Origin of the sequence: Rhizobium sp. B230/85, assembly GCF_019355735.1 — a bacterium.
Classification (GTDB): Bacteria; Pseudomonadota; Alphaproteobacteria; order Rhizobiales; family Rhizobiaceae; genus Rhizobium; species Rhizobium rhododendri.
On record NZ_CP072157.1, the window covers coordinates 381683 to 398965 of the forward strand.

Below are 17283 nucleotides of genomic sequence, written 5' to 3' on the forward strand. Positions count from 1 at the left end.
CCATCATCGGTTGGGTCTAGACGTGCCCGTCTGATTAAGGCTCTATAGCCAGTGGATTACTGCCAGGCCATCCGGCCTCCGGTCTCGATTTCGGTGATGTGGCGATCGCGTATCAATGGTTCTAACGCTGATTAGGAGCTTTGAACTGCCGTCTTGGGCGGCGGAATAATGACCTCCACAGTCTCGCCAAAGCGTGTTGCCATAAGATCGCGGGTTGACGATTAGGCACATCGTAATGGCCATGTCAGAGTACTTCCGCTGACCACCTCGAGAAGGGCCGCTGTTGGGACAACATGCCTGCTCGCATAGCCGCCTCATTAAACGCCGGTTTTGGGCACCTCCAGTTCGCCCTCATTCAACGCCGTGAAGAGTGCCTCGATATCTGCTTCGGCGATTTCGTCGCCGATGTACCAACTCAACGTGTCATAAAAGCCGAGGAACGATCCGTCGAGCTTGTTCAGGAGCGCAGTGGCATTTGGCTCGGACATATCGAGTTTTGCCATCAGCAGTGCCGTCAGCGCCGGGGAGGCTTTTGCGTTTGCAAAGACAAGCGACGGTGGCGATAGCGTCGATAGCGGCACCGGGGGAAAGGTCTCGGAGACGCAGCCAAGGCGGCATTCCAGGCGGATGTCGCGGGAGGACGCGGCTGCTTCGATCACAAAGGCCTCCGCTTCGAGCACCCAAGTGCCGCGGGAAACATCGAAATACTGGAAATCGCGCGGGGCGAGCGGCAGGGCCACAACGGTGACCTCGCCGGGGTGGAGCGCGATCTTTGCAAATGCCTTGAGTTCCCGGATGGGCCGCCTGAGGCCCGGCTTTACGGGGCGGACGTATAGCTGGACGATCTCCTTGCCGACAACTGATCCCGAATTGCGGATGGTGATGCTGGCCGTACAAGTCATCGAGGGACCGATGTCCTGTCTGTCCAGCACCATCTCCTCGTAGGAAAATTGGGTGTAGCTCATGCCATGGCCGAACGGGAAAAGCGGCGGCATGGCCTTGAGGTCATAGAAGCGGTAGCCGACGAATGTTCCTTCGCTGTAGAGATGCCGACTATTTTCGCCGGGGTAGGTGTGCCAGCCGGGGATATCCTCCAGGCGCGCAGGCATTGTCGTCGTCAGTTTCCCGCACGGATTTTGTTCGCCGAACAGCACCCGCGAAACGGCCTCGCCGCCGCCCTGTCCGGGGTAGAAGCAGGCAAGAATGGCATCGACGCGATCGAGCCACGGCATCTCGACCGCATCCGGCATGGTGAGAACGACGATGACCTTCCGTCGGGCATCGGCGAGGGCGCGGATGAGTTGGTCATGGCCGGCGGCCAGTCTGAGGCTGTCGCGATCGTTGCCCTCTCCATTGCGGGCCTTCTCGTTCTCGGCAAAGACGATGACCACCTGGGCCGAAGAGGCGGCCGCGAGGACGGCCTGCGTTGCAAACCCCAGCGTCGCGTCCTCCGCCCCCGGAAAGGCAACGTGACGCACCGTCAGATCAGGGGAAGCACGCGCGGCGATTTGCGTGAACGGGCTGTCGACCCGAAATGGGTTGGTCGTCGCGGAGCCCGATCCCTGGATCGTCGGAAGTAGGGCGCCGTCCCCGACGACCAGTATATCGCCGGAAGCGGTCGCATCGAGTGGTAGGGTCTGATGCTCGTTGCGCAGCAGCACGATGGATTCTGCGGCGATCTGGCGGGCGAGGGCATGGTGGAGATCGAGGTCCGCCGGCACAGCCGGCTGTGCGCCAGCTTGGCAATGATGGGCGAGGCCGATAACCCGCGCGCAGGCCTCGTCGAGTCTGGATTCGTCGACTTTTCCAGCCTCGATGGCGGCGAGAAGGCGGGCCTTGCGGGGCTTGCTTTCCGGCATGTCGAGGTCGCTGCCGGCTACCAGAGATGCGGGCCGGTCCTTGATGGCGTGCCAGTCGGACAAGACGAGGCCATCATAGCCCCATTCGTCGCGCAGCACGTGCTGCAAAAGCCAGGGGTTCTCCGCGGCCTGGACGCCATTGACCGGGTTATAGGCGCTCATGACCGTCCACGGGGCGCTTTTTGCGATCGCCCGTTCGAAACCCGCGAGATAGATTTCCCGCAAGGCTCGCTCGTCCACGTCGGAACTGGTCGTCGTCCGCTCGATCTCGGAATTATTGCAGGCGAAGTGCTTCAGCGATGCGCCGATGCCATTGTCCTGCAAGCCGGAAATCAGGGCGGCGGCAAGCTCGCCATTGATCACCGGATCTTCCGAGTAATATTCATAAGCCCGTCCGGCAAGCGGCGTGCGCCGCGTGTTGATGCCGGGGCCGAGGAGGAGATGGATGCCGAGGCTTCGGCATTCGCGCGCCAGTGCCTCGCCCATCCGGTAGAGCAGGTCGAGGTCCCAGGAGCAGCCGACAAGGTTTCCGTTGGGAAAACAGGTCGCAGGGCGTGTCGTGCCGAACATGCCGGCTGTGTCGTCGGCTTGCTGGTTCACCACATCCAGAAATGCGGCAAGGCCATTCTCCGCGTCGTCGCCGGCATCGATCTGTGTCGTCGAGTAGCGAACGCCATAGGTTCCATCGGTCATCAGGATGGATTTTATCCCCAGCCTGTCGATTGCAGCTGTCCTCCAGAGGCCGCAGCCGCTGACGAGCTCGACCTTCTCTGCCGGCGTCATCGCCGCGACCAGCGAGCGGATTTCCTTTTCGTCAGCGGGAGACATGGCGGATTTTCCTTTGTCGGCATGCTGGAGGGAAGGACCGCGCGAGTCCCGTCAACAGATCTTCTGGAGCAGTTCCATCAGCATCATGCGTTCTGCGGCCGTCAGCGGGCCAAGGGTCTGCTGCGAGATCTCCAGCGCGATGGAAAGATTGCGCTCGACCATAGCCCGGCCTTCTTCGGTCAGCGTCAGCACGAGACGCCGCGCATCCGCCGCGTCAGGCGCCGTATGCACCAGGCCGCGCTTCACGAGTCGGTCGACGACGCCCTTGATGGTCGCCATGTCCATCGCCGTCTCGCGGCCGAGATTGCCCTGCGAGCAAGGTTGCAGGTCCTTGAGCTTGACGAGCGCCGCCCACTGGGTGGTCGTCAGCTTCTCGGCGATCAGGTTGGCGAAAATCGACACGTGGCGCTGGTTGGCCTGGCGCAGGAAGAAGCCGATCTGCTCGCCCAGCGTATACTGCGCCTGGTCGCGTTTCGCCGCTGGCGCTGCTGTACCGTCCGATTCCCGGGCGTTGCCCTTGAGTGGAATGTCCATCTTCTCTCTCAACCTGGCTCATGGCTGCCGAAAGCCGGCGACCCATGAAAAGCCGTCATGCGGACCACCAATCCAGAATGGCGTCCGTCGTCAAAATTTCAATCTGCTCCGAGAACCTCGGCGCCAGCCGCGTCAGCACCATTTCATGGGCGACCATGTCGCCGCTGGCTAGGGCATCGCTGGCAAGGATCACCTTGTATCCGAGGTCCACGGCATCGAGCGCGCTGGCATAGACGCACACATCCGTCTCGACACCGGTGAAGACGATCGTATCTATACCCTGTGCATCCAGGCGCTCCACGAAGCCCGGAGTCTCGAAGACAGAATAGGTCTTCTTGTCGACGATCGAACCCGGCCGTGCCAGCGACGCCAGCGGCGCGACGAGGTCCAGCATTGCCGGATCGAGTTCGTCCAGCGTCACTGCCTTCCAACGCTCGTAGTAGCTCTGCCATTGTCCCCTCGCATCCGCCGGCTGTTGGGGCACGACGAACCGGGCGAACACCGTCCTGTCCGGCTGCGCTTCGGCAAGCTTCGACACATTCGGCACGATGGCGGCGAGGCCAGGCGTGAACCAGGCCGTCTCTTCGGCAAAGAGCCGTTGCATGTCGATGACGACAAGCGACACGTTGCCGGACAGCGGCGCGCCCGTCATCATCAATCCAGTACGCTGACGGTGTGTTCCGGCGACCAGTTCAGTGTCACCGTATCGCCTTCGCTGAGCAAGGTGCCGTCCCTGTTTTGCACGAAGAGCTTGAGAGGGATGCCATCGGCTGTTTCCAGCAGATAGGAAAGCACCGCTCCGGCATAGATCACCGTCGTGATGCGTGCCGTCAGGTTGTTGCCTTCGCCATTGCCGGCGGCAATGAACATCTTCTCGGGGCGGACTGCCAGCGTCGCCTTGGTGCCGTTGGCCGGCAGGGGGCTGGCGCTGCGCACAATTGTGCCATCCGGGAGCTTAACTCCGCCGTCCTCGACGGTTCCGGTGAGGAAGTTGGAATCGCCCAGGAACTCCGCGGCAAAGCGCGTCAGCGGCTTTTCGTAGACAGCGTCGGGCGCGCCGATCTGGATGATGCGGCCCTTGTCGAGGATGGCGACCTTGTCGGACAGGGTCAGGGCTTCCTCTTGGTCGTGGGTGACGAAAATTGTCGTAAGCCCGCTCTCGCGCTGGATGCGCAGCAGTTCGACCTGCATCTCCTGGCGAAGCCTGCGGTCGAGCGCTGACAGCGGCTCGTCGAGCAGCAGCACGCTCGGCTTGATGACAATGGCGCGTGCCAGCGCAACACGCTGCTGCTGGCCGCCGGAGAGCTGCTTCGGCATGCGGTTGGCAAAACCGGGCAGGCGCACCATGTCGAGGGCGCGATCGACTTCTTTGCGGGCCGCCGCACCCTTGATGCCGCGGCGCTCGAGACCGAAAGCCACGTTCTGGGCGATCGTCATGTGCGGAAACAGCGCGTAGGACTGAAACATCATGCCAATGTTGCGTCCCCAGACGGGCACGTTTGTGACATCCTTGCTGCCGATGGTCACGACCCCCTGGTCGGGCTTGATGAAGCCGGCGATGATGCGCAGGAGCGTCGTCTTGCCGGAGCCGGACGGTCCGAGAAGGCTGGTGAACGAGCCCTCCGGGAATTCGGTGGTGATATCGGCGAGAACAGGCGTTGTGCCGTAGGTCTTGGCAACGGAATGGACGTTAACGTTTGTCACTTGTGTCTCCGGGCTTGGCGAAGCGCGCAAAAATCAGGATCACGGTCATCGAACCGAGAAGAAGAACAGTCGAGATCGCATTGATTTCAGGGGTGAAGCCCTTGCGGATCGAGGAGTAAATCTGAACCGGCAATGTTGTGAAGCCGGGTGTTGCGAGGAAATAAGAGATCACGAACTGGTCGAGCGAGACCGCGAAGGCGAACAGGGCAGCCCCCAGGATGCTGGGATAGAGCAGCGGCAGGGTCACCGAGAAGAAGGCATGGACGGGCGTGGAGCCCAGGCTCATGGCGGCCTCCTCGAGGTCGGCCCGGATCGTCCGGAAGCCCGTTCCGACCACCAGCACCACATAGGGGATGGCAAGGGCGACATGGCCGATGATGATCGCATGCATGCCGCGACCGATACCGGTCCAGTAGAAGAAGATGAGCATGGCCGTGCCGGTGATCAGCCACGGAATGGCGATCGGCGGCAGCAGCATGATCTGCAGGAAGCTTTTGCCGCGGAACGTGCTGCGCGATAGGGCAACCGATGCCATCGTGCCGAGCGTGGTCGCCAAAATAGCGGTGATGACGGCGATGATGATACTGTTCATGCCTGCGGTCAGCAGGATGCTGTTGTTCCAGAGCGCCTCATACCAGCGGGTGGAGAAGGTGAAGGGCAGTTCGTAGAGCGGCGAGGCGTTGAAGCCCATGGCCATCATCACGAGGATCGGAGTGTAGAGGAAGACAAGGATGGCGATCAGATAGAAACGGCCAAGCGATTTCATTCGGTGTCTCCTCCCTAGGCTGTGGTGCCGCGGCGCAGGACGCCCGAGAACGTTGCAAAGATAGCCAGCACGACGGCAAGCAGCGTGAAAGACAACGCGGCGCCAAGCGGCCAGTTGAAGGCCTGCGTAAACTGGTCCTCGATGACCGTGCCCATCGTCACGCCGACGCGGCCACCGAGAATGCGAGGTTCCATGAAGGACCCGATCACCGGAATGAAGGTCAGCACGGCGCCCGAGACAAGGCCGGGTGCTGCCATAGGCACGAGGATCTTGAAGAGAATGGTCCACCAGCGCGCACCGAGACTGGAGGCAGCCTCGATGATCGCCTCATCGATAGTCACCAGCGCGATGTAGCAGGTGAGGATCATGTAGGGCAGGTAGCCATGTACCAGGCCGACGACGATCGCGTAACGACTGTAGAGAAAGCCGATCGAGCCGGCTTCGGGAAAGACGATGTGGAACAGCGTGTCGAGGAAGCCGTTCTCGCGCAGCACCATCGTCCAGGAAAAGACGCGAACCAAACCGTTGGTCCAGAATGGCAGGAGGATGAGGATCAGCAGCATTTCGCGCGTCTTGCCGAAGGTGGAGCGGGTGAGCGCGACAGCCGCCAGAAAACCGATCACGGCGCAGGAAAGCGTCGTCCAGAAGCCGATCAGCAGCGACGTGACAGCAATGCCGACCAGATAGGGCTGGTCGATGAAGGCCCGGTACTGTTTCAGGGTGAAGACGATTGGCGCCTTGCCCATCGGAGTGGCCGACATGAAGCTGAAGACCAGCATGGTCAGCAACGGCAGGAAAACAGCGAGGGTCAGCCAGCCATAGGTCGGCATCAGCAGGGCCGTCGTCGAAACCCAGGATGGAAGGGCGCGTCTTGAGCGCAGACCCGAGGGTCTGCGCTCCGACGTCAGTGTACCGGTCTCATTCCGCATAGAAGGCTTTCACTTCCTGCCACAGGTTGTTGAATGCTTCGCGGCGATCATCCGGGAGAGCCGACATGATGCCCATGGTCTTGAGGTATTCCGGCTTGTGAACCTGGCGGCTCAGGTCGTCGGCCGGAAGAGCGGCCAGTGCTGCCGAGTTGGACGATGCCGGCGCGCCGACCTTGGTCGCCCATTCAAGGTAGAAGGTCGGGTCGATCAGCCAGTTTGCGAAGGCCAATGCGCCTTCCGCATTCGGCGCGGATGCCGGAATGCCGAGACCGTCCACCCAGCCGATGCCGCCTTCCTTGGGAACGACGAAATCTACAGGCAGCTTCGAATTGCGCTTTGAGCGCACGGAGCCACCCGACCAGAACAGCGAGAGGTCGAATTCCTTGGCTGCGAACGACTTGTTCCACTGGTCTTCCGTCGACCAAAGCAGCTTTACGTTCGGCTTGATGGACTTCAGCGCATCGCGGACGGCGCCTAGATCCTTGGGATTGTTAATGTCCTGGCCGGTCATCAGAGCGCCGGCGGCAACGCAGATGATCGCGTCGTCGTCCATGGCAACGCGGCCCTTGTAGGCCGGATCAGCCAAGAACTTGTAGCTGTCCGGAACAGGCATGCCGTCACGGATCGCCAGCGAGGTCATGCCCCAGACCCACGGAACCGCATATCCCTTGCCGTCCTTCAGGAAGTTGACGTTTGAGCGGAGGTTGGGATCGATCGTGGCGGCGTTCGGAACTTTGCTGAAATCGATCGGCTGCAGCAGATCTTCCGCCGTTGCCTGCGCGCAGCGGGCGGCGTTCAGGATGACCATGTCGTAGGCGCCCGGATTGGTGCGCAGCTTGGTCAGCATTTCCGATTCCGAACTGTAGTAGTCGTGGACGACTTCGATGCCGGTCTTTTCGGCGAAGGCCTTGATCGACCAAGCTTCGTCGGTGCCGTAGCCCTGCCAGTTTAGAACCGTGATCTTGCCGGCCGAAAAGGCACGGCTCGGCAGGCCCGAGAATGTTGCACCGGCAATCATTGCGCCGGACATTAGCTTCAGCGCGTTGCGTCTTGTGATTTCAGTCATTGTGTAACCCCTCATGAAAATTCTCTGTTTTCAGTGTCCACGGCCGAAGCCGACGACCCAAGCGATATAAAAATCAAAGGCAATTCGCGTTTCACAAAACGCGCCATATGATTTGTATACAAACTAATATAGGAGAGGCGAACAACCTGGGCATGCGTCTCTGAAGGCAAGCGTCGTCGCAGCGCCGTTCGCAACAGCACCAAAATAACGCAATCAATCAGCCACAGTCAGTAGAATGTCTCCACCACGAGCAGAGCGCCCCGATGCGCAGACTTCCGTTCAACCCTCTTGCTCTTTCGGCAGTCTTTTTACTTTGTATGCAAAGTAATATGCGTATTTGTCACATGTCAAGTTCCATCAACTGCCATTGACGCCCGCGCTGTCAAAAAAAAAGAGATTCAAGTTCCGGCCTAGGGCGCATGGCGAAATTTCGACGCGGACGCCGTCCGCAACCGCCTCGAAAGCGAGCTCCTCGCCACCTAGCCGCGCCGCCACGATGCTGCCGGTAGCGACGTGCGGCAGGCTGATGAAACCGGCGCCATCCACCGGTCCGATCGTGCAGGCAAAACGTGCGTTGCTGAAGGCGATCTGCGACAGGGTGGTCTGGAGATCGGTCGTGAGCGACAGGCGTCCGTCCAGCGTCATCTCCAGCAGGCCGCCGGCAACAGATAGCGACATCATGCCGGAAGGAGACAGCATCGGCCCGATCGAAAGATCGGCACGCGTGTTGTGCAGTGTCCAGCCGGTCCACGGATCGAAGTCGACAATCTCACCGACGGCCATCAGTGGCAGCAAGCCTGCCCAGATATAGAAGGGATCCGTATCGCCCTGGTCCATCGCCTCGCCGGTCACAGCATTGTAGTTTTCCGACGCGATACGGTTCTTGCTCCAGTTCTTCATGAAGAGTTCATAGCTCTGACGCGCGAGCTTGCTTGCCTCGGCCGCAAAACCGTAGCGGCGCAGGCCGAGCCAGACCATGTAGTTGACGTTCGGCCAGATGCGGCCGCGCCAGTATACGTTGTCGGTAAACGCCGGGTCGTCGCGCGTCGCATTCGGCAGGACGTAGTCGCCGCCAAAGGTGCTCTCGTCATTGAGGTGCCCAAGCAGCCGCTCGGCCTGCTCCGGGCTGGCCGCGCCGCACAGGAGGGGATAGAAGCTAGTGGGCGAAAGTGAGCGGACGAAGCCGCCGTGGCGCTGGCGGTTGGCGAATATGCCTCTGCTCTCGTCCCACAGATGCTCCGAGATCAGCTTCCGGCACCGCTCGGCAATCTCTCCGAATTCACGGGCATCGTCATCATTGCCGAGAACCGCGGCCATTTTCGCCAGCATTTCGGCATCGAGCACCGCGGCGCAATTCAGCCCCAGATCGAATGTCGACAGGGTGCGGGTGACGGGATCGTAGATGGCCTCGTCATGGGTGGAGGAATTGTCCATGCCGGTCTCGTTGCGCGCGGCAAAATGCGTGCCCTTATAGAGACCTTCGCCGACATCGGATGTGCCGCAGGACAGCAGCCCGAACGTATCGGGATCGCGATGCTCGCGCCACCAGCGTTGATTGCGGGCCAGCGCGTCGTAGCTTGCGGCCAGCAGCGAGCGTTCGCCGGTGCGCTGGTAGAGCTGCCAGGCGACGAGCGCGCCGTTCGGATGCTGGCTGCGATCCACCCAGGCATCGTTCGAGGTGACGATGCAGGCGATGTTGCCCTGGGGCGTGGCGCTCGCCATTGCCGTCGCCATGTTCTCGCGCGCCAGATCGGCATCGAAGACGCCGGCGAGCAGTGCCGCAAACAGCTGGTCGTTGTACCAGACTGCAAATTTTCCGAGATTCCAGATGCGTGTCACGGCCGTGTAGGGCCGCGCATTGGTCTCGTCCCAGATCGTGTTCCAGGCAACCACATCGCGGATCGCATCGAGCGATCCTTCATAGTTGCCGTCATGGGCGCTTGAAGCGGCGGCCGCCTTTCCGGCGGCGAGGCAAGCCTCGGCCTTTGCGATGGCAAGCTCCGCACTGTCGGCCACTGCGGCGGCATAGGCGCCCTGGCGCATCATTTCCAGATTGAAGCGCAGGCCGATGACAGGCGCAACGTTCTTCCGGCTCGCGGTGTAGAAATAACCGTTCGCCTCAAAATCGGCCCTGAGCGCCTCTACTGTGTCATGGCCCGTCACATGCACCGGCGCCTCCGCAGTGGCGACTGCCACGAAGCGCGTGCCGATCTTGACGAGGGTAATGCCGCGGACTGCCTCGTAAGTGACCATTTCGCCGCTATCGGCCGAGACTGCCAGCGTCAACCAGAAGCGCAGGCCCCATTCACCCGCAGCCTTGCCCTCCCAGCTGCCGCGAACCGCGAAAGGATCGGCCTTATCGGTCCTGAACGCGACGGTCGTGCCGCTGTGGTCGGTTTCCAGCTCGATCAACGACCCATCGAGCGCGTGGCGGCCCAGGCGCACGGGGTCACGCCGCGGCTCGATGATGGATGTTGTGCGGCTGCGCGTGGAATAGAGAACGGGCGTGATGCGCACGCCGAGCGGCAGGAACACCATTTCTGCGGGTCTGTCTGACCAGCTATTCCAGGCGCGCATCAGGGGAACTGTCGAGTGTTTCAGCATGATCTCATTCCAGTCGGTTTCGCAGCGGCACGAGGCGAGGCGGGGCGCTTAACCCGCTCTTGTCCAGGGTGCTGCCGAGATAGGGTGTGTTGTGGTAGTAGCGGTTTGCCGCCGTATTGGCGACATGAAGCTCGAGTTGATGCCTGCCGGCGGCAAGGCGACTAAGCGAAAAGCGATAGGGCCGCCATCCGCGCCGTCCCACTTGGGCTCCGTCGAGATAAGCGGTTACGACCGTATGCACCGCCAACAGTTCCAGTATCCAGTCGCCTTCGTCGTCCACGCTGAAGGAGAGGCGATAGATGCCGGTTCCGCTGAAGGCCTCAAAGCCTTGCACCTCCCAGCCGCTTTCGACGGATATGGATATGAAATCCTGGCCTTGCCCGGCCGAGAACGTCCATCCGGCTGCCAAGGCGACTGTCCGGCTTCGGTCAAGCGGCGGCTGGCTCGATAGCCGGCCAGATCCGGCAACCGCCTGCGAAGCTGCGCAAAGGCGGATGCAACGGACCTCGTGCGGCTCAAGAAGGACAGCCAGGCGCCGGACGCCAGCGAACGTCTCCGCAGCGCCTTGTTCCGGATCCCATGTTTGGTAGGCGAAGCCCTCACCAAGCGCGATCTCAAAACGCATCTCTTGCGTGCCATCGTTGAAGACAACCATCCGCCACCAGCCTTCCCGATCGTAGCCGACCCAGTGCCTTGGTTTGCCACCCTGTATCTGTGGGCCTGATGAAGCGATGGTCGAGAGCAGCGCGGACATTGCCTCCGCATCCGGCATGGCCTCCAGATGCCTGCTTGCCTCGATGGGACCCACCGCCTGCTGCCCGGCGCAGACCCCTGACAGCCTTTCGCCGGACGACCACACTTGGCCGCCGGCATTCCGGAATGCATCGAGCCTCTCGATCGTCGCTGCCGATTGCACCACGGTGGTGGACGGCAAGACAACCGCGTCGAAAGCAAGACCGGATGCGAGCAGGCACCCGTGTTCAAATGTTGCATCGGCGACATCACGCTCGCTTACGAACATGAAGTCGCAGCCTTGGGCCAGCAAATGCTCGCACCAGGCTCCAATATGGGCGGCATGGCTGTGCCGGGGCCCTTCGGCAAAGGATGTAAACAGGGGATAGAGGATCGCGACCGGTGTCCGCGGCGTGGCCGGCTCGATGAAAGCGGAGACGCGCGCGATCTCCAGTGCAAAGAGATCGTGATAGCTCCACCACGGCTCGAAGTTGATGCCGGGGGCGAAGTCGAAACGCGGATTGGTGAAGGGCGTCGGGTCATTGTCGCGACCGTCCGTCAGGTAGACGCCGTGCCAGAGGAACTGCCGGGCGCCGAGGCAGGCGAGGCGGATGGCCCCAGCGCGTGCAGCCTCAAGCGTCACCTCCCACTGGCCAGCAGCTCTGACCTCAGTGCGTCCGGCACTGAAATAGGTCTCGACGACGCAGCGGCTGCGCCCGTTCGAGCGGGCGACGGAATCGCCCAGCTTGGCGGAAAGCTGCGGTTCGAGGTTGTTTGCATCCACCGCCGTCTGATGGCGGAAGGCATCGATGCCGAAGAAGTCGACGGCAGGCGCGACGCGCGGATCGATGCTCGTGAAGCCGCCATTGGGCGCCCAGGAACCGACATGGGCCAGCACTTCATGCCCGGTCAGGACGATACGCGTTTCCTCCGCCCATTTCCGGAGCGTGCCGAAGAAGGCTTCATTCATCAGGGCGGAATAGGCGGCGTGAAACCGTGCACGTAGCGGCAGCGTCCGGGGTCCGACGTCACGGACGACCGCAAGCAGGGCATGCGCGAAGGGTGCCATAGCATTTGCTTCAACATGGTCCCGAAGGCCAGGCGCATACAGCAGGCTGTTGCCGAGATTGCCGACCATCTCGTCCCAGCGGTAGAAACCGGGGGCGGGCTGATCGTAGAATACGGATTGCACCGTGCGCGGCACGTGTTCGCCCAGTGCCGCGACGAGGGGCTCGAGGCCGACATCGATGAAGCGCTCGGCAGCCTCGGGCAGCAGGTAGTTGATGATCCTGGAGGTCGCGGAGCGTGCGCTGACGAAAACCGTCAGCATGGAGCCTGATGCGATCTCGCCATCATATGCATAATGGCAGGCTATGGGATCGGAGTCGGTGATGCGGACGCGCGAAGTCACATCGACTATCTCGTCCAGGCTGTCGATCGTAGCGGAAGGATGCAGCAGCGCCGCCTCGATCGTCCATTTGCGCCACTCGATGCGCCCACCTTCGTATTGCCAGGCAATGATATCGGCACCCATCGTCTGCGTGAAGGATGGACGGATGGCGCTGATCCCCCCTTCGCTATGCAGGGCTGACGACCAGAACAGGTGGCGTTCCCGCAGATCGTCCCGTCCTTCCACCGTGCGGCCACCGGCGTGACCGCTGATCCAGTTATACTCGTCGTACATGCCGAGTTTCAGCTCGAGTTCAGACGCGACATCGGCTGCATCCCGGTAGGCGACCAGATAATCGGATGACAGATAGGCTTCAAGCGGCAGGGCAAGCCGTGCCTGGATCAGGATGGTGCCGATACCCTTTGCCTGGAAATCGACAAGTTGCGTCCGGCAGGTCGCCTTGTCCGGAATACTGTGCCAGAACCAGTAGGCGGATGGGCGAAACGCATTTGTCGGACTCTGGAAGATCGTCCGACTATCGATATTCGAAATGGATGCTGTTTCCGGCAATACCTCTTCCTCAGTGTGCGGCGGCAGGAACGCGTTGGATAGCGGCCGAAGCGTCGTTCCATGCCGGCTTGTCCGGTGCAAAACGTGCCCGCAGATAGTCGGTGAGATCTTTCAACTGGGTCTCGTCGAGCGTGTTGCGGAAGGACGGCATCGACATGACTTCGGGTGCCTCGCGCCCTGTCGTCGCGGCAAGGATAGCCGGCGCTTCGACGCCGCCGAGAATTGCTTGGATGACATTGTTGGGCGTATCGGCATGCAGGTTGCTGTTAAGCGCCAGAGATGACAGGACTGTGTTGCCGGCATGGCAGGTAGCACAGGCGCCGTTGAAGAGCCGCTCGCCCTTCGGCGAAACCAACGCTGCGTCGCGCGTAGCGCTGTCGCTGGCAGCAATGGCGGTCTGGCTTTGAGCCGCGGCCCTGGCGGGATCGCCGTCCCCGTTGAGGCTGGCAAGATAGTTTGCCATCGCGCGGATATCCGAATCTGGGAGCGGCTGCATGACCTCCACCACATGGGCCATCGGACCGGCGGCACTGCCATGGTCACGCGAATGGCCGCGGCGCAGGTAGTCATAGAAGGCGTCTTCCGTCCAGCCGACGGGCCCCTTGGCCATCGCATTGAGGGCAGGGGCCTCCCAACCATCGACAAAGCCGCCGGACAGGTGGGCGCTTCCCGTCTTTTCGGCACCCAGCGCATTGCGTTCACTGTGGCAGGCGGAGCAGTGGCCGAGCGTCTCCACGAGATAGGCCCCCCGGTTCCAGGTGGCATCACGCGTCTTGTCGTAAGTCATCGCCGACGATTTCAGGAAGAGCGCATTCCATCCGGCCATCATCATCCGGATGCCATAAGGGAATTTGAGCCTCGTCTCTGGCGCCTTTTTGGAGACTGCTGTTTGCGTCATCAAGTATGCATAGAGCGCCTGTAGGTCCGCATCTTCCGCACCGGCAAACGATGTATAGGGATGGGCCGGGTAGAGGTGATGGCCATCGCGGCTGATGCCCTCGCGCATGGCACGCTCGAAGGCCGGATAGGACCAGCCCCCGATACCGTTGGTCACGTCCGGGGTGATATTGGTCGCGTAGACAGTCCCGAAGGCAGTATCGAACCGCCGCCCGCCGGCAAAGGGCGTTCCGTCACTGCCCACATGGCAGACATTGCAGGCGCCGACTGCCGCGGCCAGCCTACCTCGCTCGATGGTGGCGGCGCTGTAGACGTTCGTATCGGGTCTCTCGATGGTGGCGATGGCCGGGCGCCAGGGCGACGCCATCGTCGCCAGGCCGGCGATCGCCGCCACGGCACCAGCCGCAGACAGACCGAAGTTCCACCATCGCTTCTTGGGCGCAGACGTCGTGGTCGGCGCTGCGGACGCATCGCCCCTTAGTGCCGACAGCACCAGCTCCGGTGTCAGCGGCAGTTCGCGGAAACGGATGCCAGTCGCATCGTAGACCGCGTTGGCAATGGCCGAGGCACTGGGGACAGAGGCGGATTCGCCGACACCCAGCGGCGGCTCGTCCTGACGCGGCACCATCAGCACGTCGATATCGGGCAATTCCGGGAAAGTGATCAGCGGATAACCACCCCACTCCTTCGAGGTAACGGCGGTGGAGGAGAATTCGACGCGCTCCTTCAGCACGCGGCTGGTCGACTGGATGACGTTGCCATGGATCTGGTGCTTGACGCCGTCGGGATTGATCATCATCCCGGAATCCTGCGCGCACGTTACCTTCGTCACCGCGATCTCGCCGGTCTTGGTGTTGACCGCAACGTCGGCCACCCAGGCAGCCCAGGCAGCCGCCTTGCCGGGGAAGGGACCGTGGATATAGACGGCATAGGCAAAACCGCGCCCGTAGAGCAGGTCCCCTTCGCCACCGAGCGTGCCCCATTTGGTGTGAGGTACCCAATTGGCCCGTTCCGCAAGCGCATGAACCAGGTCGACCGCGCGGGTATCGTGCAGGTAGCGCAGACGGTATTCGATGGGGTCGACTCCGGCCGCGGCCGCAAGCTCGTCGATATAGCATTCATGCGCGAAGGTATTCGGCATGGCCGAGACGCCGCGAAACCACGAGGCGCGCGCGATCGGCGGCATGTCGTGCACGGTGACCCGTAGATTGCCGTAGGCATAGGGCGGGATCGCCGTGCGGTCGCCCATCTGGACCACATCCGATACCGGTGGCACCTTGCCTGTCAGGATCAGCGACAGGGTTGGCGCGAGATTGGACGGATAGCGCGTTTCGAAATCATAGGCGGATGGACCGCCTTCCAGATCGAGACCGCCGCGCACGTCCATCACCTGCGCTGCCCCCTTCGGTTCCCATGCATGCTCCTGTTCGCGTGTCAGCTGGACGCGTACGGGCGCCCGGACTGCCCGGGACAGAAGTGCTGCATCGGCGGTGACATCGTCGGCGCAGTTGCGGCCATAGCAGCCGGCCGCCTCCAGACGTTCCACCAGTATCCGATCTTCCGGCATATCCAGGAGCAGCGCCAGATCACGGCGCATCGGAAAGGGATTTTGCGTGCCGGACCAGACGGTCAGTCCGTTATCGCCATAATCCGCCACTGCGCATGACGGACCGATCGAGCCGTGCAGCTGGTAGGGCCAGACATAGGTGCGGTTCATCGGCTCGGCACTGCCGTCCAGCGCCATATCGACGTTGCCCCGATCGATCAGCTTGCGCGGGGTTGAGGTGTTGGCGCGTAGCGCCATCTCCGGCGCATTCAGATCCGGCCGTTCCGGCGGAGCGCGCCACACAACAACAAGCGTCTTTGCAGCCTCCATGGCGATTTCTTCGCGCGTTGCGACGACGCCGACGAAATCACCGATGGCCACGACGCCGACGACTCCGTCGATGTGGGCGATCGAGCCTTCATCTATGGAGATCAGACTGTTGCCGACGTGCTCGCCGTGATCGAAACCGGCATAGAGCGGCCGGATGACGCGGCCATGCAGCATGCCGGGCACGCGCACGTCGTGCACGTAGGTCCACTCACCGGTTGCTTTTGCCGGTATGTCCACCCGTGGCAGCGAGACGCCGACGATCCGGTAGGTCGATGCAAGCTTCAGCGCCGCTGTCGCATCGATCGACAGTCGCACATGCTCGCCGGCCACGAGCTCTGCAAAGGTGAGGCTCCAGTTCTCTCCGCCGTCGGCGCGTATGATGCCGTCATGCAGGATGAGATGTTCGACCGCCGTGTCCTTCAGGGCCGCAGCCTTCGCCATCAGATGGTGTCGCGCGGTCGCGGCGGCCTGCCTCAGGGGCACCGCCGTGATCTGGATCGTCTCGCTCGCAATCGTGGCACCTTGGTTAGGCGCCGCAGAAGTCGCTCCCAGCACCATATCCACATGCTCGAAGGGTACGTCTAGTTCCTCCGCGACGATCTGCGCCAGCGATGTGCGGATACCCGTTCCGAGATCGACATGGCCGTTGAAAGCTTTGACGCGACCGTCCCGGTCGATGGCGATGTAGAGCTCGGCCTCGTCGCCCTGGAGTTTGTCCGAAACGACAAGAAGAATGTCGGAGTTCAAGAAATAGGAGGATTTCGGCGCTTCGCGTTGGGTGTTCATGGCGAAACCTCGTTTCGTGCCTCTGCCGATGCGCCGACTGCGCGATCAGCTTTGGCGTAGGCGACGGCGCGGCGTGCCGCAGCGAGTATTTCCATATGGGTGCCACAGCGGCAGAGATGATGCCGAAGAGCTTCACGAATATCGGTTTCGTCAGGCTCGGGGTTGGCTTCCAGCAGCCCGACGATGGCAATGATCATGCCGTTCAGGCAGTATCCGCACTGTGCGGCGGCCTCCTCGATGAAGGCGCGCTGTACGACATGCAGACAGCCAGACTTTGCCAGGCCCTCCAGCGTCGTCACCTGCCTGTTGCCCAACGCCTTCAGCGGCACGGTGCATGAGCGAACGGGCCTGCCATCCACCAGCACCGCGCAGGCGCCGCACTCACCGAGCCCGCAACCATATTTGGGGCCGTTGAGGCAGAGATCGTTTCGGAGAATATAGAGAAGTGGCGTTGCGCCACCCGCTTCGACGGCGATGACGGCGCCGTTGACGTTCAGGCTGAATGAGCCGACCTCCTTCAAGAGCCGGACTCCAAAGCACGGGCGCAGGCCGAAACCGGTCCGCCGGCACTCATGCACACCATTATGCTGCAGACCTCGCATCGAGGCCCGCAAAACATAATGACGTGATCGAAAATCACGTCACGCATTTGCTGTTCCTTGCTCATTTATAAAGCGTATGCACTTTATATGACCGTTTCTCCGTGCTTATGCACGTGCCGGCAAGCATGACGATAGCCATA

Annotated in this window: 11 protein-coding genes; all 11 read right to left on the reverse strand. The window is 61.9% G+C overall.

Going from position 1 to position 17283, the window contains the following annotated elements:
* Positions 1-317: 317 nt before the first annotated feature.
* The 11 genes from J5289_RS19920 to J5289_RS19970 all read right to left on the reverse strand — a co-directional run bounded on the left by J5289_RS19920 (position 318) and on the right by J5289_RS19970 (position 17062).
* Positions 318-2687, reverse strand: a complete 2370-nt coding sequence (locus tag J5289_RS19920; RefSeq protein WP_142831788.1) for a glycoside hydrolase family 3 C-terminal domain-containing protein — start codon at positions 2685-2687, stop codon at positions 318-320.
* A gap of 51 nt (positions 2688-2738) precedes the next feature.
* Complete coding sequence (locus J5289_RS19925; RefSeq protein WP_142831789.1) at positions 2739-3221, reverse strand: MarR family winged helix-turn-helix transcriptional regulator; 483 nt, start codon at positions 3219-3221, stop codon at positions 2739-2741.
* Positions 3222-3276: 55 nt separating this feature from the next.
* Positions 3277-3876 (reverse strand): cysteine hydrolase family protein, encoded by a 600-nt coding sequence (locus tag J5289_RS19930; RefSeq protein ID WP_209188164.1) that lies wholly within the window; start codon positions 3874-3876, stop codon positions 3277-3279.
* On the reverse strand, positions 3876-4925 hold the full coding sequence (locus J5289_RS19935; RefSeq protein WP_209188145.1) for an ABC transporter ATP-binding protein: 1050 nt from the start codon (positions 4923-4925) through the stop codon (positions 3876-3878). Before J5289_RS19935 ends, J5289_RS19930 begins: the two co-directional genes overlap by 1 nt.
* Positions 4912-5691: an ABC transporter permease gene (locus J5289_RS19940; protein WP_142831792.1), complete on the reverse strand. Its 780-nt coding sequence runs from the start codon at positions 5689-5691 to the stop codon at positions 4912-4914. Before J5289_RS19940 ends, J5289_RS19935 begins: the two co-directional genes overlap by 14 nt.
* A 14-nt stretch (positions 5692-5705) precedes the next feature.
* The gene (locus tag J5289_RS19945) at positions 5706-6620 is read right to left on the reverse strand and encodes an ABC transporter permease (RefSeq protein WP_142831793.1); all 915 of its coding nucleotides are present in this window, start codon (positions 6618-6620) and stop codon (positions 5706-5708) included.
* Positions 6610-7686 carry a PotD/PotF family extracellular solute-binding protein gene (locus tag J5289_RS19950; protein WP_209188143.1) on the reverse strand — a complete coding sequence of 359 codons (1077 nt, stop codon included), beginning with the start codon at positions 7684-7686 and terminating at the stop codon, positions 6610-6612. Before J5289_RS19950 ends, J5289_RS19945 begins: the two co-directional genes overlap by 11 nt.
* A 357-nt stretch (positions 7687-8043) precedes the next feature.
* Positions 8044-10290 (reverse strand): trehalase family glycosidase, encoded by a 2247-nt coding sequence (locus J5289_RS19955; protein WP_209207468.1) that lies wholly within the window; start codon positions 10288-10290, stop codon positions 8044-8046.
* A gap of 4 nt (positions 10291-10294) precedes the next feature.
* On the reverse strand, positions 10295-12982 hold the full coding sequence (locus tag J5289_RS19960) for a carbohydrate-binding protein (RefSeq protein ID WP_209188141.1): 2688 nt from the start codon (positions 12980-12982) through the stop codon (positions 10295-10297).
* Between the two features lie 10 nt (positions 12983-12992).
* Positions 12993-16541: a molybdopterin cofactor-binding domain-containing protein gene (locus J5289_RS19965; RefSeq protein ID WP_209207467.1), complete on the reverse strand. Its 3549-nt coding sequence runs from the start codon at positions 16539-16541 to the stop codon at positions 12993-12995.
* Positions 16538-17062, reverse strand: coding sequence for a (2Fe-2S)-binding protein (locus J5289_RS19970; RefSeq protein ID WP_209185961.1), 525 nt, complete (start codon positions 17060-17062; stop codon positions 16538-16540). Before J5289_RS19970 ends, J5289_RS19965 begins: the two co-directional genes overlap by 4 nt.
* Positions 17063-17283: the final 221 nt, after the last annotated feature.

What these genes read in the sequence shown, in the direction of transcription:
- J5289_RS19930 (WP_209188164.1), bottom strand. Translation starts at nt 3,876, where the DNA reads ATGATGACGGGCGCGCCGCTGTCCGGCAACGTGTCGCTTGTCGTCATC.
- J5289_RS19925 (WP_142831789.1), bottom strand. Translation starts at nt 3,221, where the DNA reads ATGGACATTCCACTCAAGGGCAACGCCCGGGAATCGGACGGTACAGCA.
- J5289_RS19945 (WP_142831793.1), bottom strand. Translation starts at nt 6,620, where the DNA reads ATGCGGAATGAGACCGGTACACTGACGTCGGAGCGCAGACCCTCGGGT.
- J5289_RS19940 (WP_142831792.1), bottom strand. Translation starts at nt 5,691, where the DNA reads ATGAAATCGCTTGGCCGTTTCTATCTGATCGCCATCCTTGTCTTCCTC.
- J5289_RS19920 (WP_142831788.1), bottom strand. Translation starts at nt 2,687, where the DNA reads ATGTCTCCCGCTGACGAAAAGGAAATCCGCTCGCTGGTCGCGGCGATG.
- J5289_RS19965 (WP_209207467.1), bottom strand. Translation starts at nt 16,541, where the DNA reads ATGAACACCCAACGCGAAGCGCCGAAATCCTCCTATTTCTTGAACTCC.
- J5289_RS19950 (WP_209188143.1), bottom strand. Translation starts at nt 7,686, where the DNA reads ATGACTGAAATCACAAGACGCAACGCGCTGAAGCTAATGTCCGGCGCA.
- J5289_RS19955 (WP_209207468.1), bottom strand. Translation starts at nt 10,290, where the DNA reads ATGCTGAAACACTCGACAGTTCCCCTGATGCGCGCCTGGAATAGCTGG.